Here is a 25877-nt window from a genome sequence, read left to right as displayed (position 1 = left end):
TTTTCACCCTCTAAGTTCATTCCTATTCTTTCTTACAGTTTCCACTACATCAATTAAAGAACTTTCAACTCTTTCGAGTAGCTCGTCAGCATATTGTCTGGCACCCAATCTCATTTCCTTAGCATCATTTTTAGCTAAAGCTATTATTTCCTCTGCCTTTTCAGTAGCGATTTTTGTAATTTCATCCTTCTGGACTAATGAACAAATATGCTTGTTTGCTTCCTCAAGCATAGTATCCGCCTCTTTTTGTGCATCAATTAATATCTTTTGTCTTTCATCTTTAATCCATTTAGCTTGTTTAATTTCATCAGGTAATTGTACTCTTATTTCCTTTAAGATCTCTAAAATTTCATGCTTATCAACCAAAACCTTATGGGATAATGGTATTGATGAAGCACTATCTATAATATCCTCAATTTCATCTATTAGCCTTAAAACATTCATACAATCCCCCCATTTAATGTGTAGCTATGTATATCTTTTAATCATTTCTTTTTCTACTTCTGGTGGTACTAAATCTGAAATACAACCCCCATATTTAACAACTTCTTTAACAATGCTAGAACTTAAATATGAGTTATTATTGCTTGTCATTAGAAAAACCGTTTCTACCTCAGGGTTTAATTTTTTATTCATTAAAGCCATCTGAAATTCATATTCAAAATCTGAAACTGCTCTCAGGCCCTTAACAATGTTTGTAATATTATTTTTATTTGCATAATCTACTAAAAGCCCAGAATAACTATCTATACTGACATTACTAAACTTTTTCGTTACAGTTTTAATTAGATTTACTCTTTCCTCTAAAGTAAATAAATTATTCTTACTAACGTTTGGTAAAACCACAACTATTACCTCATCAAAAATTTTAGCTGCACGCTCAATTATGTCTAAGTGCCCATTTGTAATCGGGTCAAAACTACCTGGATAAATTGCTTTTCCCACTTCAGTCTTCCTCCTCACTCCTATAAAAAGAGATAATAATTTTGCCGTATTTTTTTTCTTTAAATTTATAAAAGGACTTAATTTCTTCTGAAAGGGCTAGCTCAATTTCATGCTCAGCAATAATTATAGTGTTTTCTTTAACCAAATTGTTATCAACAAGATCAATAATTATACTTTCAATTAGAGCTTCCCTATAAGGAGGATCTAAAAAAATTATATCTAACTTTACATCATCTCTAGCCAACTTCTTAATAGCTAATTTTGCATCCATAAATAACACTTCAGCATCGTCTTTTAGTTTTGTACTCCCTAAATTATCATTAATGATTTTAATAGATTCCTTACTGCTATCTACAAAATACGCCTTACTTGATCCTCTCGAAAGAGCTTCTATCCCCAAACTACCAGTTCCAGCAAATAAATCCAAAATAACACTTCCATCAATATACCCCTGTATAGAACTAAATATTGCTTCTTTAATTCTATCAGTAGTTGGTCTAACTTTCATATCATTAGGTGGTATTAGTTTCAAACCCTTTGCTTTACCTGAAATAACTCTCATTCATATCCTCCTGAATGCTTATCTATATTTTAACATATTTTTTTACAAATAGTTACATATTATTTATAGTATTTATTCTTTTTGAAATAAATAGTCTAATATAACTAAATACCATCAAAGTTCAACAATTTATCCTTAATAACACTTCCTAAAGCCGGATATTTTTCTAGTGTTAATAAAGGATCTTCCTTTAAAATTAATTCCACTCTATTTTGAACCTTTTTTAGGATTTTTATATGCTTGAAAACATTAGCTATTTTAAATTCCATTATTCCATGCTGTCTTATACCAAAAAAGTCTCCAGGTCCTCTTAATTCTAAATCCTTTTCGGATATTATAAAGCCATCGGTTGTTTCTTCCATTATTTTTAGTCTCTGCTCTGATATTTTATTTTTTGATTTGTATAATAGAAAGCAGTAGGATTGCTCCGAACCTCTACCTACTCTCCCCCTTAATTGATGAAGCTGTGCTAGTCCAAAGCGCTCTGCATTCTCAATAAGAATAATCGTAGAATTTGGAACATCAATTCCTACCTCTATTACTGTCGTAGCAACAAGAATATGTATTTCATTGTTTTTAAACCTAAGCATTATTTCATCTTTTTCAGCACTATTCATTTTTCCGTGCAATATACCAATCTCGTATTTTGGAAAATATATCTTAAGCTCTTCTACTTTTTCAGTTACAGATTGGGCGTCTATAGCTTCAGATTCTTCAACCAAAGGACATACTACATAGGCTTGTCTACCTAAATCCAATTCCTTTTTAATAGAGTCATAAACCCTATATTTATTTTCCATAGACACTGCCTTAGTTTTTATTTTTTTCCTTCCTTTAGGTAACTGATCTATTATTGATATATCTAAATCACCATACAAAATTAAAGCTAGAGTTCTTGGTATAGGCGTAGCAGACATAACTAATACATGTGGATTATCTCCCTTATTAGATAATATTGCCCTTTGTCTAACACCAAATCTATGTTGTTCATCTGTTATAACTAAGGCCAAATCTTTGAACACTACATTCTCCTGAATTAATGCATGTGTACCTACAACAACTTGAACATCTCCATTTTTAATGTTTTGCAGTAGTTCTTCTTTACTACTCTTTTTTAGCTTCCCTGTTAATAAACCAACATTTATGTCTAAGGGTTTCAAAAGACTTTCTATTATATTAAAATGCTGCTCTGCTAAAATTTCAGTAGGAGCCATAAAGGCTCCTTGACAGTTATTGATTATACATTTAAGCAAGGCGATAATTGCTACTATTGTTTTACCTGACCCTACATCTCCCTGAACCAATCTATTCATTGATTTAGTCGATTCCAAATCTAAAAATATTTCGTCCAAAATTTTTAATTGAGATTCGGTTAATTCAAAAGGCAAGCTAGAAATAAACGAGTCAATTCCCTCGTTATTTATTAATGCTTTCCCTATAAATTCGTTTAAAGTATGTTTTTTCATTTTCATTAATGACAATTGTAAAAGAAAAAATTCTTCAAAAATAAGACGATATCTAGCTAATTTTAGATTTTTAATAGAACTTGGAAAATGGATATTTTCAAGGGCAAACCCTATATTACATAGCTTTTCCTCTGCCCTTATATCATCAGGGATAAACTCCTTGACCTCTTTACTATACTTATCTATAACCTCTTTTTGTATTTTTAATATATCCGCTTGAGTAAGCCCCTCTGTAGTCGAATATACAGGAGTTATTAAACTTACTTCCCTGGATATATTATTGAATTCAATATTTGGATTAGTAAACTCTAAACTACCACTACCTCTGGTTACTTTTCCACTTATTCTTATATCATCCCCAAGCTTTACTTGTTTACTAATATAGGAACGATTAAATATAGTAACCCATATACTTCCAGTATCATCTGAAACTAAAAACTTGGTTATTGTTAGGCCTTTATATGTCCTTTTGCTAACACATTGTGTAGCAACTTCGACAACTATGGACACTACATCATTTTCATTTAAGTCCTTAATCTTTTTTGAATCGTCTTTGATGATATAGTCCCTTGGGAAGTAGTATAGTAGGTCAGCTATAGTAAATTTATTTAATCTTATAAATTTTGAGGTTTTTTTAGGACCGATGCCCCTTATCTCTCCAATACTATTTTTAAGATTGAACATCCAATCCACTCCTCAAACCTTATTCTACAGACAATACATAATAATAAATAGACTGTCCACCGTAATATAATTCTATTTCACAATCAGGAAAGATACTCTCTACTTCTTCAGCTAGTTCCTTAGCCTCATCTTCGCTAATTTCCGCTCCATAAAAAATAGTTATGATTTCATGATCCCCTGTAACAATTTTATTTAATAGGTCCATAGTAACTTGTTGAATTTCACTACCTACAGACTTAATCTCATTATTTCCTATTCCTAAAATATCCCCTTCACTTATAGAAATATCATTTATACTAGTATCTCTAACTGCATAGGTAACCTGACCAGTTACTACACTTTTAAGTGCTTCGCTCATATTAGCTTCATTTCTATCCACTGCCATATCTTCATTAAAGGCAACTAGCGCAGCAATCCCTTGTGGTACTGATTTAGAAGGGATAACGACTACTTTTTTACTAGAAATTTTTTGAGCCTGATTTGCAGCCATAATTATATTACTATTATTAGGTAAAATAAAGATTGTATCTGCATTGATATCCTCTATTGCCTTAATAAAATCTTCTGTACTAGGATTCATTGTTTGTCCACCTTCTATAACGTGGTCAACATTTAAATCCTTAAAGATTTTGGTAAGTCCATCACCCATCGTTACTGTTACAAATCCATACTTTTTACTCTCTTTAGGTTTAGTTTGACTAGATTTTTCTTCAAACAATTCATTTCTGTGCTGTTTTCTCATGTTGTCAATTTTTATATCAGTAAGCTGTCCTAATTTTAAAGCATGCTCCATTACTGCCCCTGGATGATTAGTATGGATATGAACCTTAACTAAACTTTCATTTCCTACTACTAGCATTGAGTCACCATAATCAACTATTGTAGATTTAAACTTTTCGATATTAATGTCTGTACCGTTAATCATAAACTCTGTACAGTATCCAAACTCAATATCACCTAAGTCTTCATGTTCCTGTTCAATTTGAACATCTATTTCATTAATGTCTTCAACTATTACTTCTTTTCCAGTTATTGCACCTAAAGCCCCTTGAAAAATATATATAAGTCCTTTACCTCCAGAATCAACAACTCCTGCCTCTTTTAAAACAGCTAACATTTCTGGAGTTCTTTTTAGGGTATCTTCAGCCTGAGCTATTACCTTCTCTATAAATAAAGCTATATCTTTTTCTTTTTTACACAAAATTAAAGCCTTCTCTGCACTCTCTCTTGCTACTGTTAGAATAGTACCTTCAGTAGGCTTCATAACCGCTTTATATGCTGTATCAGAAGCCTGCTTAAGAGCTTCCGCAAGTTCTATCGTATTAATTTGTTCCTTATCCCTAAGGCTTTTTGCAAAACCTCTAAATAATTGTGATAATATTACTCCAGAGTTCCCCCTAGCCCCCATAAGAGAACCATTTGCTGCTGCATTAGCAATATCGCTTAGGCCAGTAGATTTACAGTTTTTAACCTCTTTAACTGCAGACTGCATTGTTAAAGACATATTCGTGCCTGTATCACCATCAGGTACTGGAAAAACATTTAAGGCATTTACAATTTGTTTATTATTTTCCAAGGCCTGAGCCCCAGCAATTATCATACTCTTCAATAGATGTCCATCTATATATTCAACTTTCAAGATATGTACCTCCTTAAGTTACTTTTCTACCCTTACTCCCTGAACATTGATATTAACTTTTCTAACTGTCATTCCGGTTAAATTTTCAATGCTATACTTAACTTTCTCAATAATATTTGTTGCAACTACAGAGATTCGTGTTCCAAACTCAACAATTACAAATAAGTCTATTACAATTTCGTCATCCTCTGTATATACTTTTACTCCTTTACTTAGCTGGTCTCTTCTTAATAGTTCCACTAATCCACCTGCAGCAGACTTGGTCGCCATACCAACAAGTCCATAACACTCCATTGCTGATATTCCAGCTATGGAAGCAAGTACATGATCATCAATTAAAACCGTTCCAAAATCATTCGTTAATTTACCAGGCATTATATAACCTCCCTTTTTTACTATATATACACTTTAGTAATTTTCATAGAATTATTTACTCAATTTTACAAAATATATATAATAAATAATTATATAGTTATTTTATATTAATACATAATATAGTTCAATAAAAAATGTTTATCCTAACTTATTATCCTACATTTCAATGTTTTTTAATATTCATATTTTCAATTTGATATTGCAATTGTAATATGGATGTGATAATATAAATGTGTTTTAAAAGTGCTGCCTTACTGAAGGAGGTGTTTGTAATGGCAAAAGTATGTAGTGTATGTGAAAAAGGAAAAGTATCAGGCAATCATGTTAGTCACTCTAATAGACATAACAAAAGAACTTGGTCACCAAATCTAAGAAAAGTAAGAGCAATTGTTAAGGGAACACCAACAAGAGTTTTAGTATGTACTAGATGTTTACGATCTGGTAAAGTTGAAAGATCTATATAATAGATGATCAAAATAAGAGAATCTTCATTACGGAAGATTCTTTTCGCTTTTTTTGATTATTATTTAGGAATTGAAAAATAGGAAGCCAATACACATTAATAAACAAGCAAGTATAAATAACCAGAAATGACTAGGAAGAATATAAATAAACATTATTGTTCCAATAATAAAAAATACAACTCCAAGTATTCTGCTAAATCCAAATCCCCTTCTTTTTTTAAACATCTAATCACCTTCCTCTTTTTAGTCAGCTTAAAAAAATAAAACTGCATAAAAGTGTCATTACTATATAATAATATTCAAAAAAATAAAATATGCCTAAAAGAATATTTTTTAGACATATTTTTTATTATTCTCTGGTTTTAATTACTAAAAGAAGTCCTTCATCTATTGTTACTTCTATTATAGACCTCTCTTTAAATTCATTACTAATACCCCACGTGCTCCCAAGCCTCATATTCGCCTTATTTAAAGGATAAGCTACATTATCGATGGTTACCCCCTTAACCTCAATTGACAAGGGTATAAGGGACAATACATCCCCAAATTCGCCCTCTATTTTCACACCATCTTCTATTAAATACATTTCTAGATTTTCACCAATAATTCTACCTATAACTTTATTATCCAGTATTTTTTTTAACAGAAAAATATTCCCTAGACTATGATCTACTCTCGACCCTACTGCTCCTATTAAAGTAATTACACTTGGGTTCTTATCTAATGCAAAATCAATAGCAAGCTCCGTATCTGTTTTGTCCTTTTCCGTTGGAAATTTATTAAAACCAACACCTTTTTCTTCCATCCATTCTATATTATCTAATTGAATTGAATCGAAGTCTCCAACTAGCATATTAGGTACTATATTTATCTCTTCTAAATAGCGCGCAGCGCCATCAGCACAAATAATATAATCACATTCGTTAATATATTTTATAAGACTTTTAATATTACCTATATGACCATTTGTAATAACTACTATGTTCATGTTTATCTTCCTTCGTATCGTTCTAAAATAGCTACTCCTTGTATCTCTCCTATACCACCATTGCCATGTACTACGCCGTATTTAATTTTATGTTTTTTCATTTTTTCACACAGATCAATAAGACCACTTAAAGCCGGATTATTCCATGGTGCTCTAGCCAGGTTTAATCCACCACTAACGGTCATCTGATTTTCTTTAATAAATTTTTCTATCTCACTAATATCCTTAATTATTTCTGTAGATAATAAAAATGCTATAGGTATAGGTGGATAGCATGTATAGACTTCTAATAATAAATTCCCGATTGAATACTCAGTCCCTACATTAATTTTTGATTCTTCTTGAGCAGCATTAAATGCTTCTTTAAGGTGTGGAAAAATCTCCCCTTTATTTCCGATAATTCTATCTAAATTATTTGGATCACCTTTTACTACATTGTATTTACAACTACTAACCAATGTTTTATTCTCCCTATCTATTCCTAATAATTCCGCAGCATTGGTATTTGAAACTACTATACCTCCAACAAAGTCAATGTTAGGATTCGCGCAATCAGTTAGTTTAAATAGATGTGCATTCATATTATCTAAAACTCTTCCTCTTTCACTTACAGAATTTGACCCCGTGTTTTGGTTATAAGACTTTGTATAATTATCGTATAACAAATCTGATATTTTTAAAAATTGGTCTTCTGTCAATCCAACTTCATTACAAAGCTGCTCAGCCAATTCATTGTAGCATTGGATAAGAGCTTTTTCTTCAAAAATATTCATTGCTTTTTTAACTTCATCCCTATAATTTCTCATATTAGAAAGCAACAGTTCTTGTCCAAAAATAAAAACTGCATCGTATAGATTATTATCAATTAGCTCCTTCGCATCACACAATGCCTGGATTGGACTAGCACCACTTTTATAGGTATTTATTCTAGATATAGACTCACATTCTAAAACATTAAAATAGAAATTATTAGCAGCCTCAAAACTATTAATTAATGGGTCGATAAAAAAATATGCGATTTTAAGGTTATTTGAAATTAATCTCTTATTAATTAACATAGCCTCTTCAAAGGCCTCTTTAATTAATTCCATAGATAATCTATTTCCGCATATATCTATTAGTTTTTTGGAATATATAATATCCAATTGCATCACCCCTAGTATTATTTACTTTGATGCATTAGTTCTAATGGCCTTTACGGTTTCTTCTATATTATCACTATTAAATATTGCTGAACCTGCAACAATTACATTAGCCCCAGCATCTGCAACTAAATGAACATTACTAGGCTTAATACCACCATCAACTTGAATGTCTATTTTAAGATTTTTACTGTCAATCATTCTTTTTAGATCAGCAATTTTTTTAACCATAGACATGATAAAATCCTGTCCACCAAAACCTGGATTGACAGTCATAATTAATACCATATCTAGATCATCTAGTATATATTCTATATCTTTTAGAGGTGTAGCTGGATTGAGAGCAACAGCTGCTTTAACATTAAAGCTTTTAATATATTGAATTGTTCTATGCAAATGAACAGAAGCTTCACTATGAACTGTAATTATATCGGCACCAGCCTCTACGAAATCCTTTATATACTTATCTGGGTTTTCAATCATTAGATGCACATCAAAAATCATATTTGTCTTACCCTTTAAGCTTTTTATTATAGGGGGACCTAAGGTAATATTTGGAACAAAATGCCCGTCCATTACATCTATATGAAGTAATTCACATCCCGCAACCTCTACTTTTTTTATATCTGCAATTAGATTTGAAAAATCTGCTGATAATATTGATGGAGCAATTTTAACCATAATCTTAGTACCTCCTACTTTCTTTTATCTCCTTTAGAAATGTTTTATAGTTTTCATAGCGCGATAAAGCTATCTTTCCTTCTTCAAGGGCTTCCTTAACCATACAATCCGGCTCGTTAACATGGCTACAAGAAACGAATCTACATTCAGTCATATATTCTCTAAACTCAGGAAAAAAATCTGATAATTCCTCAGAATCAATTTCTCCTAAATCTAATGAACTGAATCCAGGCGTGTCTACTACCCATCCATCGCTATTAATTCTAATTAACTCCGCATGCCTTGTTGTATGTTTCCCTCTGCCGGTCTTTTGGCTAACATCACCTATTTCAAGTTCTCTATTTGTTAATATTTTTAAAATAGATGACTTTCCAACTCCTGAAGGCCCTGCAAAAACACTTGTTTTACTGTGAAGTAAGTTTTTTATTTCCTCTAACCCATTATTCTCTTTAGTGCTAGTCATTATTATTTTATAACCACTATTTTTATATATTTCATTTAATTCTTTAATTAAAATTTCATCCTTTACTAAATCTGTTTTATTTAAGCATATAACAACGTCTAAACCTTTGCTTTCAGCAAGGACAGTAAATCTATCTAAAAGCATTGTATTTATATCTGGATTTATAAAGGAAAAAACTATAAATGCTTGATCAATATTTGAAACAGGTGGTCGAATCATCTCATTTTTTCTATCTAATATTTCTTCTAGTACTCCAAGCTTTTTTTCTTCATCAATAACATCAATCCTTACAAAATCACCAATACTAGGTGTTATTTTTTTCTTTCGAAAGATTCCTCTGGCCTTACATTCATATATAAGGCCATCTATGTACACATAATAAAATCCCCCGATTCCTTTAATTAACCTACCTTCCTTCATTAAATTCCTCCTAAAACACTAACTGAATTGGATCTCCATGTCTATTCCCGTTTACAAAAACCTGAAAAGATTCTGTCCCTGAACCAGCTGGGGCCTGTAATGTTTTGCTATAGGTACTTCCTTGTGTTTGAATGTTATACTTTCTGCTATCAATTACTTCTCCAGTTGATATCCTTATGATTTCTACATTAACACTTCCATTATATCCTCTTAAGTCAATACTTAGCTGCCTACTTGTTAAAGGTGTTGCTGAGGTTTCTTGTCCAGGTCCTTGTTCTGGTTCTCCATTAGGCTCACCTTGGTTATTATTTATTCTTCCTCTACTTACAACAAGCTCGATAGTTTGTGTTACTGGTATTTCAGTTAATGGCTCGATGCTTTGTCTAATAATTAATCCTTCTTCAAATTCATTACTATGTTCTCTTGTAATACGGCTAATTCCAATACCAGCTTGACTTAATGCATTGGTTCCTTCCTCTATACTCAAACCTATTAAGAAAGGCACCCTATTTGTTATTATCTCAGGCCCCTGACTTATAACAAAATCAACTCTAGATCCCGCAGGAGTAGGTGTACTAGGCTGAGGATTTTGTTCTATTATTTGACCCTCTGGAAACTCTGAATGAGCTAATCTAGTTTGGCCTTTTCTAAAGCCCCCGTTCTCTAATAATATAACTGCGTCTGCCTCGTTTCTATATAGAATATTAGGTACTGGTATCATTCTATTTCCTAAGCTAACGACAACTTTTACGGGATAACCTTCTTTTACTAGCATACCAGGGGTTATATCCTGACTAATTATCCTATTCGCATCAACCTCTGTACTATGCTGAGTGTCTTCATTAAGTTTTAGGTTTATCTCAGTAGCTAATTGCCTTGCTTCCTCAATTTGCATATTTTCAAAATCAGGAACCTCCACTTCATTTCTTCCAAAGAAGTCCATAACATTAAAAATTGCAAAAGTAAATAGCAGGGCTGCTAATAAAGCTGCAAATACAGCACCTATAATAATTTTCTTATTCTTTGATTTTTTCTTAGATGGATTACTTTTTTTAGCTTTTTTCATATCTTCATCCTTTACTGCCGGTAGAACTTGTGTTGGGGAATCAATTTCCTCTTCCTCGTCGTCATAAACTAATTGTGATTTAGAATCGTTTTTCAATCTATTTAAATCCTCTATTAAGCTTCTTGCATTTTGATATCTTTTAGATTGCTCTTTTTGCATCAGCTTTAGAATTATATTTTCTAATCCTTTAGGAATATTTTCATTAAGCTGTCTTGGAGGAACTGGTACTTCCTGGGTCTGCTTAAGTGCCACAGACAACGGGTTTTCAGCCTCAAAGGGCAGTCTACCAGTAGCCATCTCATACATAACTATTCCTAGGGAATATAAGTCTGACTTTTCATCTGTATAACCACCTCTAGCCTGCTCTGGAGAAAAATAATGCACAGAACCAATAACGCTCCCAACATTTGTTAAGGTTGAACTTGTAGCAGCAATAGCTATTCCAAAATCCGTAACTTTCGCCCTATTATCCTTAGTAATTAAGATATTATGTGGCTTAATATCCCTATGAATCACATGATTATCGTGGGCGTGTTGAAGTCCAAATGCAATTTGAGTTGCATAATCTAAAATAACTTCAAGATCTAAGGGTCCATGTTCTTTTATATAGTGTTTCAATGTGTTACCATCTATATACTCCATAACTATGTAATATACACCATCATCTTCCCCCACATCATATAGGTTAACTATATTAGGATGAGAAAGACTGGCTGCTGCTTGAGACTCTCTTTTAAAATTTTCAACTAAATCCTTATCTGTAGTAAATTCAGGTCTTAAAATTTTAATTGCAACATATCGATTAAGTAGGTTACATTTCGCCTTATATACAATGGCCATGCCGCCGCCACCAATTTTATCTAAAATTTCATATCTTCCACTTAGAATTTTACCTTTCAACTATTTCACCTCTTTCCTATTCTAATTCAGTATTTTTTACTATAATAATTGTAATATTATCACAACCGCCCTTTTTATTAGCTAAATATACTAACTCCTGACAGCTTTCATTCATCACTCCCAATTTGTCTATAATACTTTTTATCTCTAATTCATCTATATAATTACTTAATCCATCTGTACAAAGAATTATTATATCTTGTTCAATAAAGTCTAAGGAAAATATATCTACTTTAATTGTTTTTTCCGTTCCTAAAGCTCTCGTAATAATGTTTTTCTGTGGATGTCTTCGGGCTTCTCTAGCTGTAATGCTCCCATTTTTAACTAGCTCTGCTACTAAGGAGTGATCTTCAGTAATTTGCTTTATTTCTCCTTTAGAATATAAGTAGGCTCTACTATCTCCAACATGTCCAATATACACTTTATCATTGATGGTAAGGGCTAAAGTTACTGTTGTTCCCATACCATTACAATCTTCTTCTTTTAAGGATTTATTGTATACTTCAGTGTTAGCCCTATTAAATGATTCAAAAATTATTCCTTCAACATCTCTAGGCTCCATTTCTATTTCAATATATTTAATTAAATGTTCTTTTATATATTCAATTGCCAAGGAACTGGCAACGTCCCCGCCTCTATGTCCGCCCATGCCATCTGCTACTATATATAATTTAAATTTATCTTCATATATACAATAGTTATCTTCATTAACTGGTCTAACCTTACCAACATCTGTACATCCAAACGCTTTCATTATATCTTACCCCCTCTATCGAATATATTATTCGACAGCTTTATTCAAATCCCTGCTTAATTCGATTGTCCTAAGCATACTATTCTAAATATTTATTCCTTAGCTGACCACAGGCAGCATCAATATCTGAACCCATTTCTCTTCTAATAGTTGCTTCAATACCACTTTTTCTTAAGATGGATTGAAATTTTAATATTTGATTTTCATTTGATTTTTTAAAGCTGTTCTCATCAATAGTATTTACAGGTATTAGATTAACATGACAAAGTAACCCTTTTAATAGGCTACTTAAATTATTTGCATCGGTTTCACTGTCATTTACGCCCTTTATTAAAGCGTATTCAAAGGTAATTCTTCGATTGTTTTTTGATAGGTAATATTTACAACCATCTATTAATTCCTTTATAGAATATTTCTTAGCAATAGGCATAGTTTTAACCCTAACTTCATCCGTAGCCGCATGAAGGGATATTGCTAGATTTATTGGAATTTGCAAATCTGCCAATTTTTTTATTTCAGGCACAAGACCACAGGTTGAAAGAGTCATATGTCTATTACCAATATTAAGACCATTTTCATCATTAACAATCTTTAAAAAATGTATTACCCCTTCAAAATTGTGAAGAGGCTCTCCACTTCCCATTAATACTATATTTGAAATTCTTTTACCTAAATCTTGTTGCATTAATAATATCTGATCTATCATCTCGCCAGCCCTAAGATGTCTTACAAGACCATTAATAGTAGATGCACAAAAGCTACAACCCATAGCACAACCGATTTGTGATGAAATACAGGCGGTGATTCCATGTTTGTAGATCATTATTACACCTTCTATTAAGTTTCCATCCTCTAGAGCAAATAAATATTTTGTAGTTCCATCTATTTTTGAAACCTGCTTTTTATATATAGTTGAGTTAGTAATATAGGCCCTATCCTTTAATTTTTTTTGTAAGTCTTTAGATATATTTGTCATTTCATCTATAGATTTTACGCCCTTATTTACCCACTGAAATATTTGCTTTCCCCTGAACTTCTTTTCTCCTAATGATACAATTAAATTCTCTACTTCCTCTAATGTTAAACTTAGTAAATCAATTTTTTCCACTTAATACCCTCCTAAGAGTATGCTTATACTCTTTTTAATCTTGCAATATAGAAACCATCTGTATTATGAATATTTGGATAGAGCTGAATAGTTCCATCTTTACGTTTAAAATCGTCAAAACCTTCTATTGCCACAAGCTTATAGTCATTTTTTTCTTTTAAAAATTCTTCTATAACTGATTCATTTTCATTAGGGTCAATTGTACAGGTACTATAAATAAGTTCCCCGCCAATTTTCACATACTTTGCAGCATTATGTAAAGTGCTTAGCTGCATCTTTCTAAGTTCTTTTAAGTCATCAGCCTTTTTCCTATATTTTATCTCTGGCTTTCTTCTAATTATACCTAATCCAGAGCAAGGGGCATCTACTAAAACCTTATCTGCTTTTTCTATTAGACCCTCATCTAGCTTCATACCATCAAAGACTTCAGTTTCAATAATGGTTACTCCTAGTCTTTTTGAATTGTCTTTAACAAGTTTTAATTTATGGTCATAAATATCTCTAGCTAATATTTTGCCATTATTATTCATTAATTGAGCCATATGAGTAGTTTTACCACCTGGGGCACAGCATACATCAATAATATATTCTCCTTCTTTTGGATTTAAAACACGACTTACTAGCATAGAACCAAAGTCCTGAACATGTATATGTCCTAACTTAAATTCCTCTAGCTCATCTAATTGATTTATTCCTTTAACAGTTATTGCCTCTTCTATATAATCATTTCTTTTTACTTCAATATTTTTCTCTTCTAGACTTTTAATACACGCTTCTATATTTGTTTTTAAGGTATTAATTCTTAAATATAGATCTGGCCTCTCATTATTTGCCTTAAATAAATCCTCTGTAAATTCTTTAGTAAAATAGGACATAAAACGTTTTACCATCCATTCCGCATGTGAATACTTAACAGAAAGATATTTAACGAAGTCTTTTTGTTTATCCGGAAGCTCTATCTTTTCTTTATTTCTCAATACATTTCTTAGTATTGCATTCGTAAATCCAGAAGTTTTTGTACTAAATTTTTTAGCTAAATTTACTGATTCGTTAACTGCCGCAAAATCAGGAACTTTATCTAAAAACATAATCTGATAAATCCCTAATCTCAAAATATTTATAGTCCAGAGATTAATTTTATTCAATTTTGTAGTTGAAAATTTTTCAATAACATAATCTATATAAATATTATTCTCTAGGGTGCCATAAACTAATTCAGTTATAAAACCCCGGTCTAAATTACTAATGTTCTTATCCTTTAGTTCCTTATTAATAGCTAAATTTGAGTAGGCGCCTTTAGAATCAATGGTATGTAAAATTTTTAATGCTATTTCCCTATCCTTCAAAATATCATCTCCTATTAAAAATGAAGGCGTTTTTACGCCTTCATTACTTTATCTTCTTCTATTATTCCTTAAAATGATCAACCTTATAAGTTGAGATACTGCTACAGCCATAGCTGCTACATAGGTTAATGCTGCGGCGTTTAAAACCCTTCTAGCAGAATTATATTCTTCTCTTACAACGAAACCGTTGGCATCTAAAAGATCCATCGCTCTACTACTAGCGTTGAACTCTACAGGTAGTGTTACTGCTTGGAATAAAACAGCAGCACCAAATAGATAAATACCTAAATCTATAAGTGGATTTAGAGCTAAAATAAATCCTGCAAATATAAATATCCATGCCGCTGAAGATCCAAAACTAGCTACTGGAAAAATCGCATTTCTTAAGCTTAGGGGAACATATCCGTGAGCATGTTGTATAGCATGGCCAACTTCATGGGCCGCTACGCTGACAGATGCTATAGAATTCCCTTGATATACTTCCCTTGATAGTCTTAAAACTCTATTTCTTGGGTCATAGTGATCAGATAAGCTTCCCTGAGAAAGCTCGATCGGAACATCTCTTAAACCATTTCTATCTAGCAAAGCTCTTGCAACTTCAAAACCAGTATAGCCTTTTTGTGCCCTAATTTGTAAATATCTTTGAAATGTTGATTTTACCTTAGATTGTGCATACATTGTAAATATTATTGCTGGTATTAAAATAATATATGTTGGATCAAAATACATAGGAAAAAACATTTTATCACTCCTTTAATAAGTTAATTATCGCCTTCTCAACCTCTTCAATATCTACTGAAGTATCAACACATGGCCCATTTAAACGATCATTAATTATTGCGATCAGAGGAATTTTCCTCACATCATTTAAACCGCTAACTAAATCCCTTTCACAGGCAATAGCAATAATTGCTTTTGGTTTTACGTCCTTTATTGACTGCCTTGCAACAGTTCCACCTGATACAATTTGGAATTTGACTCCATACTTTTCCTTGAGCTCAATTAAGCTATTTACTTTACATTTCCCACATCTTCTGCAATTATTTACGTCGTTTGTTATTTTATACTCACAAGCTGATTTTTGGAGACAATGGGGCGTAATTAAAAGGACGTCCTTTGGATATAGTTTTATTTCATCACTTAAAACAAGTTCATTATTTAATTTCATATAGGTCTGCCTTATAAAATCCTTATTAATCTTCCAAAGATCGCTCATCCATTCAATTACAGGAAATAGTAAGAATAAATATGCTCTAGTATTTTTTTTCATAAAACTTGGCACTTTTTTATTATAGCACAATAAGGAAATAGTTAAAATAGTGTGTAATGTCCATAGACTTATAGCTATTAGACTAACAATTAACATTATTTGAATAAAATCATATACAAAAAAACCACTGAGGAATGGTACATAAACTAGTATAAATATTAATAATATAATTGTTAGAAATACGCTACTTAGTAAAAGTAAAAATTTAGAGTTCATCTTATTCCCCTAACACAATATTTTTGTCAATACTATTGCCTCTTAAATAATCTTTTACCGCTAATCTTTTACCACCACTAAACTGAAGCTCCTCAACTATTAATATATCTTTACCCGTCGCTATAAATATACCTTTGTTATTTACGTCAATTATTTCACCAGGGTTATTAGTATGCCCTTTTTCTACCCTAGCTTTAAAAATTTTCATCATATTTCCCTTATATGAGGTATAGGCTGTAGGCCACGGTATGAGACCTCTTACTAAATTTCTTATTTCCTCTGCTGGATTTGTCCAATCTATTTGCCCAAGATCCTTTGATATTTTTTGAGTATGTGTAGATTCATCATGGTTTTGCTTTGTTCTATTAATATTTCCTTTTTTGAATTCCTCCAAGGTTTCCTTAAGAGTTTTAGCACCTAAAATAGATAGCCTATTATGTAGCTCTTCTGCTGTCTCATCTTCACCAATTTCTATTTCACCTTTTAGAATCATATCTCCTGTATCTAAACCTACGTCCATATACATAGTTGTGACACCTGTTACTTTCTCTCCATCGATTATTGCCCAATTAATTGGAGCAGCACCTCGGTATTTAGGTAATAGAGATGCATGAACATTAATACAACCATAAGGCGGAATATCTAATATTTCCTTTGGTAAAATCTGACCATATGCTACAACTACTATAACATCTGGCTTCATTTTTCTTATTAATTCGACATATTCACTATCCCTAAGCTTTATTGGCTGAAATACCTCTAAATTATTTTTTAAAGCAATTTCCTTAACTGGTGTATATAAAACTTTATTCCCTCTACCTTTAGGTTTATCAGGTTGAGTAAATACACCAATTACATTATATTTCTCGTTTATTAGCATTTCTAAACACGGAACAGCAAAGTCTGGTGTTCCCATAAAAATCACTTTCATCCTAAATCACCTCATTTTTTAACTCTTTCAATAAATAATATGCCATTTAAATGATCAACTTCATGACATACAGCACGGGCAAACAAATCCTCTGCAATATAGACAACCTCTTTACCTTCTCTATTTAACCCTTTAACTTTAACCTTTTGAGGTCTAGTAACCTCTGCTGATTTACCAGGTAAGCTTAAGCAGCCCTCAGAGTCACATTGCTCACCAATCTCTTCTATTATTTCTGGATTAATTAGCTCTATAACTCCTTCACCAACGTCTATAACTATAATTCTTTTCAATACTCCTACTTGAGGTGCAGCTAAACCAACGCCATCTGCTTTATACATAGTTTCAATCATGTCATCTATTAATACGAGAATTCTTTCATCTATATTCTCAACTACTCTACTAGTTTTTCTTAATATTGGATCCTCATCAGTTCTAATTATTCTTGTTGCCATGTTAAATCCTCCTTATACTATGAACAATGGGTTCATGTCAATACTTGTAATTATATTATCAGATACAAACTTTTGTCTACTATCTATTAATAAATACTTTATTATTGCTTTAAGTAATGTATAGTTTTCTTTATTACTCTTTAATAAGACATAAAATCTGTATTTGTTTTTAACCCTATAAATCATACCTTCATTAGGCCCAAAAACAATATCATCTAGTTCATTAGTATATCCTTTTGATTTCAATATATATTTTATATTATCAGTTATTTTACTAATAGCCAAATAAGTCTCTTTCTCATTTTCTCCAGTAAAAGTTATATTTATTAGTTTTGAAAAGGGTGGATAGTTAAATGCTTTTCTTAGTTCAACCTCTTTTTCAAAAAATGAAATATAATCTTGTTTTGCAGCGAGCATTATGCTATAGTGTTCCGGATTATATGTTTGCAATATTACTTTGCCTTCATCAAAGCCTCTTCCTGCCCTACCAGATACTTGAAGTACCTGTTGGAATACCTTTTCTGGTGCTCTAAAATCCGGCATATTCAGCATAGTATCCGCTGTAATTATACCTACTAGTGTAACATTTGGGAAATCCAATCCCTTAGTAATCATTTGAGTACCTATCATAATGTCTATTTCTCCACTTTTAAATGACTCTAGGATTTCATTATGGGCACCTTTTTTACTAGTAGCATCTAAGTCCATTCTACTAATTACTGCCTTTGGGAAATAGGACTGTATTAACATTTCGAGCTTTTGTGTACCCACACCGAAATATTTTATATTTTTACTAGAGCATTCAGGACATTCTCTAGGTGCTGTATACTTATCTCCACAGTAATGACATTGCAATTCCTTAGATGTCATATGGAAGGTTAAGGATATATCGCACTGCTTACATTTAACAACATGACCACAGCTTCGGCAGCTTACAAAGGTTGAATATCCCCTACGATTTAAGAACAAAATAGTCTGTTTTTTTGCCTCTAGATTTTTTTCAATTTCACTGTGAAGCCTTCTACTTAAAATGCTCTTATTGCCACATTCCAGCTCCCGTCTCATATCGATCACTTCGATATTAGGGGGCTTAGCATTTCTTGCTCTATTTTTTAATTCCCTCACTTTAACTATACTCTCTACTCCTTCAAAATAACTTTCTATAGATGGGGTAGCAGAACCTAAAACCAATACCGACTGCTCATGCTTACTTCTATATTCCGCAATTTCTTTAACATGATACTTAGGACTTAAGTCTGATTTATAGGTATGTTCGTGTTCTTCATCAATTATAATTAAGCCTAAATTATTAAATGGTGCAAATATTGCTGATCTAGCCCCAATAACTATGTTAGCCTCACCTGAGGCAACCCTTCTCCATTCGTCATAGCGCTCTCCGTCTGATAATCCACTATGAAATAAAGCTATACCTTCTTTGAATCTACCTCTAAATCTCTCTACTGTTTGAGGAGTTAAAGATATTTCAGGCACTAAGACTATACCCTGTTTTCCTTCATTTAAAGTATTTTCTATTAATTGAAGGTAAATTTCTGTTTTTCCACTACCCGTAACCCCATGTATTAAATAAGTTTCAACCCTGTTATTATTAATTGCTTCAGTTATTTCTTCGATAATAACTCTTTGCTCATCATTGGGCTCTAATTTGGGAAAAGGCTTAAGCTCTAAATTTAGAAGTGGGTCTCTTTTACTTTCCTTCTCAATTACTTCAACTATATTTCTTGACAGTAAACCATTAATTATGGTTCTACCAAAACCATGGGAATTTACTAATTCACTTATTTTTACTTCTACTTTTTCCTTTAAAAACTCCATAAGCTCTTGCTGACGTTTCGCTCCCTTAATACTATCTAAAGCTTCCTTATATAAATCTTTGGAAATAACTAACCTAACATATTTTTCTTTTATTATATCTATTCTCGAATCAACTTTATTTTCAATTATTATAATGCCTTCATTTTCTAATTGCTTTATTACCCTGTATACCTCATTATACGAAAATCGCTTGTAAAGACTTTCAACATTTATCTTACCTTTTTCCTCTACATAATTAATTATATCTTTTTGTATTTCTGTCATTTCATATTTATGATTATTTAATTTCTCTCTGTTAACATAAATAAATCTCTTTTCCTTATTAACAACCCCTGCAGGTATTAAGCACTGAATCGCTTCTATGTACTTGCATAAATATTTACCTTTCATCCACTTGATCATATGAATTTGATTGATGGTCAAAATTGGTTCCTCATCAATAGGTCTTATTACTTCTTTTAGTTTAGATGTATCTTCATCTAATTTAATATTAACTCCAAATACATATGCCTCAAATTGCCTATTTCCCTTTCCAAAAGGGACAAGCACTCTCGTACCTTCTTTTATTATATTTATAAATTGTGGGGGAATAATGTAATCAAAGAGTTTATCTAATTTGTTAACACTATTATTTACGATTACCTCTGCTATATATTTTTTGTTTTCCAAACTATCCCCACCTCCTAATATTCTATTATATCAAACTATAATTAATTTCTTAAATTAATTTCTTAAATTAATTTAAGAAATTAATTATACCATTATTTAAATTAAATAAAAAAATGCACTAGGGTTACTAATGCACATAGACTAATTATTCTAAACTGATTTATGGTTGATAGGGCGGCACATCCATTACTTTGTATTGTCCATCGACTTTTCTTACAATATATTTAAATACTCCATTTCTTGTTTCACTATCGCCTACCTCAAAAATAGAACCATTTTCAGTTTTAAAGGTTACTTCATATTCGAACTCATCTTTACCTACCTCATTTTTACTTTGTATTTCATTAAAATATATCTTTTCGGGAATTACTTTCAAATAATTTTCTACTACCTTTTCCTTATCATTACGATATTGTTCCTCTGAGAATATTTCCATAAACTCGTAATCTCCACCATATAGCAAAACAATAGTTTTAGCATCCTTATTAGATATTGCCTCTGCATATTGAGTAATAATTTCATCTGGATTAAGTACATTTTTGGTTTGAGTACTAGTACACCCTATAGCAAATAACAAGACTGTTAATAAGATAATTAATAATTTTTTCATATTTATATCCATTCCTTTCCCTTCGCTCAAGGCCCAAAACATTAGGAAACGTATTGGCTTTGGGCTTCTTTTTTATTATTCTATTTCTATAGTGGATAACATCAAACTACAAATCACGAGGAGGTGAGTGGGCTGCTCCATTTTGGAGTGACCGCATATTTATATGTGTAGATTGCCTTTCCAAGCACAAATAAGTGTGACTAAGAGCACGTAGACTTATCTTTGTATAAACATTACTCTTTTATTGCCAGGCAATCAGTCAATGCTGTCTATCCCTATAATTCTTTGAAAGGAGTTTTATCAATGGCTGTAAAAATTGTTTATCCAGCTTGTTGTGGCATCGATGTCCACAAAACCTTCGTGGTTGCTTGTATTGCTTCTACCAACAAAGGGGTTACAACGTACAAAATTCATCGCTTTTCTACCTACACCAAAGGGCTAAAAGAGCTGTTACAGTGGCTTAGTAAGAACAACTGCAATGATGTTTGTATGGAGTCTACCGGGAAATACTGAATTCCACTTTTCAATGTACTTGAAGATTCCTGCAATATCACACTGGCACATCCCAAATACGTCAAAGCAATCCGTGGTAAGAAGACTGACAAAAAAGACGCTAAATGGATTGCTGATTTATTCGAGCATGATCTTGTAGCTGGAAGCTTTATGCCTCCTCTTACTATCAGGCAACTTCGTGATCTTATGCGTTATCGCTTTAAACTGACTAACTTTATGTCAAGCGAGAAAAACCGTCTGCAAAATTCTTTAACCGTATCCAATATTCAGCTTGGAAATGTTGTTTCTGTAAATTACAATGCAATTTTGTATAAAAATTATAATCTCAAAATGTTCAAAAAATATAAATGAAAATATTAGCCATTGACATTGAGCCTCTGCATATGTAGTTCTAAAGCCTTACACTCAAGCCTTACAACGAAGGCAATGCCTATATTTGAGGCTACTACATATGTCTCTCAATGTAAATGGTTCACTTCGTCTAATATTTTAGATTGTAATATTTGTACATTTTTTTAAAAAGCATTAAAAATACAATAATTGTACATTTTTAAATTATAATTTACAGTTTCCAATACTTTTGGCACAAGTTCCATGAACATCATTAACAGACTTTTGGCAAATCCATTGGATAACAGTTTTGACATAGAACCACTCATTCACGGTTCTATGAAAGCTAAACTCCCCGAACTGGAGCTTGCCATCGACGGTTTTATCTCGCCTGAACAAGCTGAAAAACTTAAGGTAATTAAGCAACACTACGAAGATCTTAAATTACGCAAAGCAGATCTTGAAAAAATTATCCTTTCTCTTTCCGTGCCCTACTCTGAAGAAATTAATCTGATCTTAACTGTTCCGTCCTTTAAGAACATCTTTTCCGCTATAACAGTTGTCTCCGAAATAGGTGCCAACATGGACGTGTTCCCGACAGCTAAGCATCTATGTTCCTGGGCAGGGCTTACGCCTACGAATAACGAAAGTGCAGGAAAGAAAAAGTCAGTAAGGATTTCAAGAGCTGGCTGTTACATCAAGCCACTTCTGGTACAGTGTGCTACGCTGTAGTTAAAAGCGAAAAACATACTGAAATCCGAAACCGTACTTAAGGCTTAAAAGTCGTCGTGGTCATTAAAAGGCAATTATTGCTATTGCAAGAATGCTTCTTACTGCTATTTACAATATCCTCAAAAATAGAGAGCCATATAATTCTGAGTTGTATAGAAAATCAGATGTTATTCCAGTAACCCGTGAGATCACGGTAGAGCAAGCTATTCTATTGGCTAAAACTCAAGGTTATCGTATTAAAGAGGCGTCTTGATTTCTTGATCAATATCTTTTTTAAAGTCATCTGCAGATGGCTTGTTTGCTATGCCCAAGTGCTTTGTAGGTAATGCTAGGTGCTTTTTTCAGACTTTCCCCCTAACTGATATCCAATTAATATTCAACTTAGAATATTAGACTTATTTTAAATTAAAAAGTTCCAATATCCGCACATTCTTAATTCCCTAGTATTAATTGTCTATACATATTTACCTGTTCAATCATATGTCCTATATTGCCTTCGCCAGCATAGATAGACGAATCAAAGAAATTATGTTCTAAATCCGACCAATATAACTCCTCTTCCTCTTCAACTAATGCAACATCATATTTTAATCTACCTACGTAAACCTCCACGTAGCATTTTTGAAAGTAATATGTAAAATCCATAAGATGTTTTAACTCGATATCTTCTCTATCAATACCTGTTTCTTCAAAAAGCTCCCTATAGGCTGCACAATATCCCTCTTCATTAAGTTCAATTTTCCCTCCTACAAGATTATTAAGTCCTAAATATGGATCTTTCTTTCTTTTACACATTAATAGCTTATTTGCATCTTTGTTATATACCATTATTAAGTTATATCCTTGCATTTTAAATCCTCCACTATTTTCATTTTTAGTTCCTTATACACTTTCTCTCTAAATAAGAAAATCTTAATTCATTTTATATATAGATAACTGGTTATTATTACATTGAGTCTTTTAGTTATTCTCTACACATATCTATAATAGGCTTGTATATTTTTAATCATATTATACGAAAGGTAGTGGAAGTTTATGAAGAGAAAAAATAACAATAATATCTCAGTTAATGAAATTTCTCCGCCTGCTCATATAGAATCTCTTTCGAATGGGCCCGTTGGAAACGAAACAAAAAATCCTGCGTGTATTTACGCTCATAAAAAACATGCAGTTGGTTCAAAAATAAAAAATAGAGACGGATCAGTAACAGTTTGCACCGAGGATGGTACTTGGCAAAACTAAGTTAAAATTAATTAATGCTGTATGATATGATATCTACAGCATTAGTTTTAAAATTATTTATTTAAGTAAAATAATATTGCCCATGGAATAGCATCTGATAAAAAATGAACTATAATTGCAGGTACTAATCCATTCTTTAAATAAATATAGGCAAGTATTATCCCATAGATAAAGATTACTATATTAAATCCTCCATGTAAAAGTACAAAGGATAAAGCAGAAATAATTATACCTATAACAATAGAAAAATCATCCCTATGTATAATCTTTCTTACAGTAGAAACTGCGAATGTAAATATAAATAACCTAAAAACAATCTCTTCTGTAATTCCAGCCCTCAAGGATAATAATATTATTTCTTTCATGTTTGAAAACTGTAGCCATGGTATTGAAGCTATAGAATTTTCATTAACACTTAGATGGTAATAGTAAATTATTGAATTTGAAATTATCATAATTAAGCCAAGTGATGTTATAGATATAAATTGCTTAAATAGAGAAATATCTTTAATTCTTCTCCACCATAAAGGGAGGTTATGCTTTAATGCTAGATGCATACCCAAAAACCCTGCTAATAAAATTATAATTCCATCTGATAAAATATTTTGATAAATTGGTTGTTTTAGTTTTTCTATAAAAAACGAAGATAATGCAAAATTAATAAAAGCTACAGATAAGGTTACTCCTAATAAATGACCTGTATACGTTCTTTTAATTTCCATTCACTTTCCCCCAATTTATTATTCTATTTTTATTTTCCCCCCAAGGATGTCTTAACATTAAATATTTTGAAATTATTCCCTTGTCTTATTAATATCCCTATATATATTTCTCCATATCATTAAATATTCCTTCTCGTCCGTATCCTCGTCAATTAATTGTCTCAGTATAACAAATCCATTTTTCAAATAGAATAAAACCGTATTAATATTTTGTTGATATACCTTAAGATGTAAATCATTATGTTGTGTTTTTATGAAATTTAAAAGTTCCTTACCATACCCTTTTCTCTGATATTTTATATCTATAAATAAAGCCGCTAAGTAATTATCGACCATAGATACAAATCCTATAATAGTGTTTTTTTCTTCGATTACATATGTAGTAGACATAGGTAAATATTTTATCTTCATTTCCTCTTTCATAGATGTCCAAAAGTCAAGCTTTACAAAATAGTGTGCTTTAATAGATGCTTGATACCAAACCTCTACTAGTTTATCATAATCCGTTTCTTTAGCTCTTCTTATACCCATTCCTTTTCCCCTTATAATCCTTCCTTGTAAAATAATACTATCTATTACAACATATATATTCAACTATTAGATTATATAACACTATTGTATATTTTTGTTAATTATTTTACAATTTTTTGTAAGTTTATAGCGAAAAAAGATTGACATATCTGTCAATCCTAAAGTTGTAAGAGATAATCTATTATGAAATTAGTAATTCTAAATTTTTTTAGCCTATAATGTTTTCATACAATAAAGTAGGCGGTTCTTTTTGTATCATTCTGTTTTCCAAGGAATATTCATTTATAAACCTAATTAAATCTTGTTCTTTATACTGTATTTCACCAATTTCTTCTGCTTCGACTTCAACCTCTAATAAAAGTCTGTATTTAAGATAATCACAATGCATTAATTTAAAGTCCATATTACTATATTTACCGATTATATTATTACCATTGTATGACATAAACTTTGTATGTCCTAAACTGATTATTTCACCTATAACTTCATCTACATTTTCTAAGTTAGGTCGTCCGCCTAAAATACTAAGTATTTTACTATTCCTAATTCCACTTGCAATTATTTCGTTATATTCTTTACGTACATTGATGACATTACCAGTATCAGCCTCTTTATAGCTAGGGTAATAATTTCATTCCCATTTACTATGGCTTTAGAAACTCTAAGTATGATATCCCTCTCAAATAACTTGGGTCCAAAATTAATTGTTTCCCATTCTACCTTAACATTTAAGCAGGATTTTAATATTGGAATTAAGTGAAATACTTCCTCTTTACTGTCAAAAAAGAATCTCGTTTCTACTTCATACATAAATGTCATTTTC

General features: G+C 31.6%; 31 protein-coding genes. 5 read left to right on the top strand and 26 right to left on the bottom strand.

Annotated elements, in window-relative coordinates; translation table 11 throughout:
• Positions 1-3: 3 nt before the first annotated feature.
• The 6 genes from HZR23_RS11180 to HZR23_RS11155 form a co-directional block, all read right to left on the bottom strand.
• A complete protein-coding gene (locus tag HZR23_RS11180) occupies positions 4-444 on the bottom strand; it encodes an ATPase (RefSeq protein ID WP_207667895.1) in 441 nt (146 codons plus the stop codon).
• 24 nt (positions 445-468) lie between these two features.
• Positions 469-945: a pantetheine-phosphate adenylyltransferase gene (gene coaD / locus HZR23_RS11175; RefSeq protein WP_132848815.1), complete on the bottom strand. Its 477-nt coding sequence runs from the start codon at positions 943-945 to the stop codon at positions 469-471.
• Position 946: 1 nt separating this feature from the next.
• A complete protein-coding gene (gene rsmD / locus HZR23_RS11170) occupies positions 947-1507 on the bottom strand; it encodes a 16S rRNA (guanine(966)-N(2))-methyltransferase RsmD (RefSeq protein ID WP_132848814.1) in 561 nt (186 codons plus the stop codon).
• 104 nt (positions 1508-1611) lie between these two features.
• Positions 1612-3657 (bottom strand): ATP-dependent DNA helicase RecG, encoded by a 2046-nt coding sequence (gene recG, locus HZR23_RS11165; RefSeq protein WP_132848813.1) that lies wholly within the window; start codon positions 3655-3657, stop codon positions 1612-1614.
• Between the two features lie 19 nt (positions 3658-3676).
• Positions 3677-5257 (bottom strand): DAK2 domain-containing protein, encoded by a 1581-nt coding sequence (locus HZR23_RS11160; protein WP_165913706.1) that lies wholly within the window; start codon positions 5255-5257, stop codon positions 3677-3679.
• Positions 5258-5314: 57 nt separating this feature from the next.
• A complete protein-coding gene (locus tag HZR23_RS11155) occupies positions 5315-5671 on the bottom strand; it encodes an Asp23/Gls24 family envelope stress response protein (RefSeq protein ID WP_132848811.1) in 357 nt (118 codons plus the stop codon).
• Between the two features lie 272 nt (positions 5672-5943).
• Between HZR23_RS11155 and rpmB the strand changes: the two genes are divergently transcribed.
• Positions 5944-6135 (top strand): 50S ribosomal protein L28, encoded by a 192-nt coding sequence (gene rpmB / locus HZR23_RS11150; RefSeq protein ID WP_132848810.1) that lies wholly within the window; start codon positions 5944-5946, stop codon positions 6133-6135.
• A gap of 63 nt (positions 6136-6198) precedes the next feature.
• Here rpmB and HZR23_RS11145 read toward each other — a convergent pair whose 3' ends face one another.
• The 15 genes from HZR23_RS11145 to HZR23_RS11075 all read right to left on the bottom strand — a co-directional run bounded on the left by HZR23_RS11145 (position 6199) and on the right by HZR23_RS11075 (position 20996).
• On the bottom strand, positions 6199-6360 hold the full coding sequence (locus tag HZR23_RS11145; protein WP_213050245.1) for a hypothetical protein: 162 nt from the start codon (positions 6358-6360) through the stop codon (positions 6199-6201).
• Positions 6361-6484: 124 nt separating this feature from the next.
• On the bottom strand, positions 6485-7123 hold the full coding sequence (locus tag HZR23_RS11140) for a thiamine diphosphokinase (RefSeq protein WP_132848809.1): 639 nt from the start codon (positions 7121-7123) through the stop codon (positions 6485-6487).
• A gap of 2 nt (positions 7124-7125) precedes the next feature.
• Positions 7126-8268 (bottom strand): hypothetical protein, encoded by a 1143-nt coding sequence (locus tag HZR23_RS11135; RefSeq protein ID WP_243098237.1) that lies wholly within the window; start codon positions 8266-8268, stop codon positions 7126-7128.
• A 21-nt stretch (positions 8269-8289) separates the two neighbouring features.
• Entirely contained in the window at positions 8290-8946 is a 657-nt protein-coding gene (gene rpe, locus HZR23_RS11130; protein ID WP_132848807.1) for a ribulose-phosphate 3-epimerase, read from the bottom strand.
• Between the two features lie 4 nt (positions 8947-8950).
• Entirely contained in the window at positions 8951-9829 is an 879-nt protein-coding gene (rsgA, locus tag HZR23_RS11125) for a ribosome small subunit-dependent GTPase A (protein WP_132848806.1), read from the bottom strand.
• Between the two features lie 10 nt (positions 9830-9839).
• Positions 9840-11795, bottom strand: a complete 1956-nt coding sequence (gene pknB, locus HZR23_RS11120) for a Stk1 family PASTA domain-containing Ser/Thr kinase (RefSeq protein ID WP_132848805.1) — start codon at positions 11793-11795, stop codon at positions 9840-9842.
• A gap of 16 nt (positions 11796-11811) precedes the next feature.
• On the bottom strand, positions 11812-12549 hold the full coding sequence (locus HZR23_RS11115) for a Stp1/IreP family PP2C-type Ser/Thr phosphatase (protein WP_132848804.1): 738 nt from the start codon (positions 12547-12549) through the stop codon (positions 11812-11814).
• A 79-nt stretch (positions 12550-12628) separates the two neighbouring features.
• Entirely contained in the window at positions 12629-13657 is a 1029-nt protein-coding gene (gene rlmN, locus HZR23_RS11110) for a 23S rRNA (adenine(2503)-C(2))-methyltransferase RlmN (protein ID WP_132848803.1), read from the bottom strand.
• A 23-nt stretch (positions 13658-13680) separates the two neighbouring features.
• A complete protein-coding gene (gene rsmB, locus HZR23_RS11105) occupies positions 13681-15003 on the bottom strand; it encodes a 16S rRNA (cytosine(967)-C(5))-methyltransferase RsmB (RefSeq protein WP_132848802.1) in 1323 nt (440 codons plus the stop codon).
• Between the two features lie 48 nt (positions 15004-15051).
• Positions 15052-15744, bottom strand: a complete 693-nt coding sequence (locus tag HZR23_RS11100) for a zinc metallopeptidase (protein WP_132848801.1) — start codon at positions 15742-15744, stop codon at positions 15052-15054.
• Positions 15745-15748: 4 nt separating this feature from the next.
• Positions 15749-16489, bottom strand: a complete 741-nt coding sequence (locus tag HZR23_RS11095) for a DUF116 domain-containing protein (RefSeq protein WP_132848800.1) — start codon at positions 16487-16489, stop codon at positions 15749-15751.
• Between the two features lies 1 nt (position 16490).
• On the bottom strand, positions 16491-17420 hold the full coding sequence (fmt, locus tag HZR23_RS11090; protein ID WP_132848799.1) for a methionyl-tRNA formyltransferase: 930 nt from the start codon (positions 17418-17420) through the stop codon (positions 16491-16493).
• An 11-nt stretch (positions 17421-17431) separates the two neighbouring features.
• Positions 17432-17872, bottom strand: coding sequence for a peptide deformylase (def, locus tag HZR23_RS11085; protein ID WP_132848798.1), 441 nt, complete (start codon positions 17870-17872; stop codon positions 17432-17434).
• Between the two features lie 12 nt (positions 17873-17884).
• Complete coding sequence (gene priA, locus HZR23_RS11080; protein ID WP_132848797.1) at positions 17885-20374, bottom strand: primosomal protein N'; 2490 nt, start codon at positions 20372-20374, stop codon at positions 17885-17887.
• A gap of 160 nt (positions 20375-20534) precedes the next feature.
• Complete coding sequence (locus HZR23_RS11075) at positions 20535-20996, bottom strand: hypothetical protein (protein ID WP_132848796.1); 462 nt, start codon at positions 20994-20996, stop codon at positions 20535-20537.
• A gap of 291 nt (positions 20997-21287) precedes the next feature.
• Between HZR23_RS11075 and HZR23_RS18080 the strand changes: the two genes are divergently transcribed.
• From HZR23_RS18080 to HZR23_RS17815, 3 genes are all read left to right on the top strand, one after another.
• Entirely contained in the window at positions 21288-21497 is a 210-nt protein-coding gene (locus tag HZR23_RS18080; RefSeq protein WP_408641291.1) for an IS110 family transposase, read from the top strand.
• A complete protein-coding gene (locus HZR23_RS18075; protein WP_408641309.1) occupies positions 21498-21848 on the top strand; it encodes an IS110 family transposase in 351 nt (116 codons plus the stop codon).
• A 264-nt stretch (positions 21849-22112) separates the two neighbouring features.
• A complete protein-coding gene (locus HZR23_RS17815; protein WP_330571456.1) occupies positions 22113-22559 on the top strand; it encodes a transposase in 447 nt (148 codons plus the stop codon).
• A 432-nt stretch (positions 22560-22991) separates the two neighbouring features.
• Here HZR23_RS17815 and HZR23_RS11060 read toward each other — a convergent pair whose 3' ends face one another.
• Positions 22992-23408, bottom strand: coding sequence for an NUDIX hydrolase (locus HZR23_RS11060; RefSeq protein ID WP_132848795.1), 417 nt, complete (start codon positions 23406-23408; stop codon positions 22992-22994).
• A gap of 186 nt (positions 23409-23594) precedes the next feature.
• On the opposite strand from HZR23_RS11060, the gene HZR23_RS11055 reads away from it, so the two are divergent.
• Positions 23595-23801 (top strand): hypothetical protein, encoded by a 207-nt coding sequence (locus HZR23_RS11055; protein ID WP_132848794.1) that lies wholly within the window; start codon positions 23595-23597, stop codon positions 23799-23801.
• 53 nt (positions 23802-23854) lie between these two features.
• Here the strand turns inward: HZR23_RS11055 and HZR23_RS11050 are convergent, their stop codons facing one another.
• The 4 genes from HZR23_RS11050 to HZR23_RS11035 form a co-directional block, all read right to left on the bottom strand.
• Positions 23855-24523 carry a CPBP family intramembrane glutamic endopeptidase gene (locus HZR23_RS11050; RefSeq protein ID WP_132848793.1) on the bottom strand — a complete coding sequence of 223 codons (669 nt, stop codon included), beginning with the start codon at positions 24521-24523 and terminating at the stop codon, positions 23855-23857.
• Between the two features lie 72 nt (positions 24524-24595).
• The gene (locus tag HZR23_RS11045; protein WP_132848792.1) at positions 24596-25054 is read right to left on the bottom strand and encodes a GNAT family N-acetyltransferase; all 459 of its coding nucleotides are present in this window, start codon (positions 25052-25054) and stop codon (positions 24596-24598) included.
• A 208-nt stretch (positions 25055-25262) separates the two neighbouring features.
• Positions 25263-25499: a hypothetical protein gene (locus HZR23_RS11040; RefSeq protein ID WP_132848791.1), complete on the bottom strand. Its 237-nt coding sequence runs from the start codon at positions 25497-25499 to the stop codon at positions 25263-25265.
• A gap of 113 nt (positions 25500-25612) precedes the next feature.
• A complete protein-coding gene (locus HZR23_RS11035) occupies positions 25613-25864 on the bottom strand; it encodes a hypothetical protein (protein ID WP_132848790.1) in 252 nt (83 codons plus the stop codon).
• Between the last annotated feature and the right edge of the window lie 13 nt (positions 25865-25877).

Origin of the sequence: Serpentinicella alkaliphila (assembly GCF_018141405.1) — a bacterium.
GTDB lineage: Bacteria > Bacillota > Clostridia > Peptostreptococcales > Natronincolaceae > Serpentinicella > Serpentinicella alkaliphila.
The sequence above is the reverse complement of the archived record's forward strand: the minus strand, read 5'-3'. Positions and strand labels throughout refer to the sequence as shown.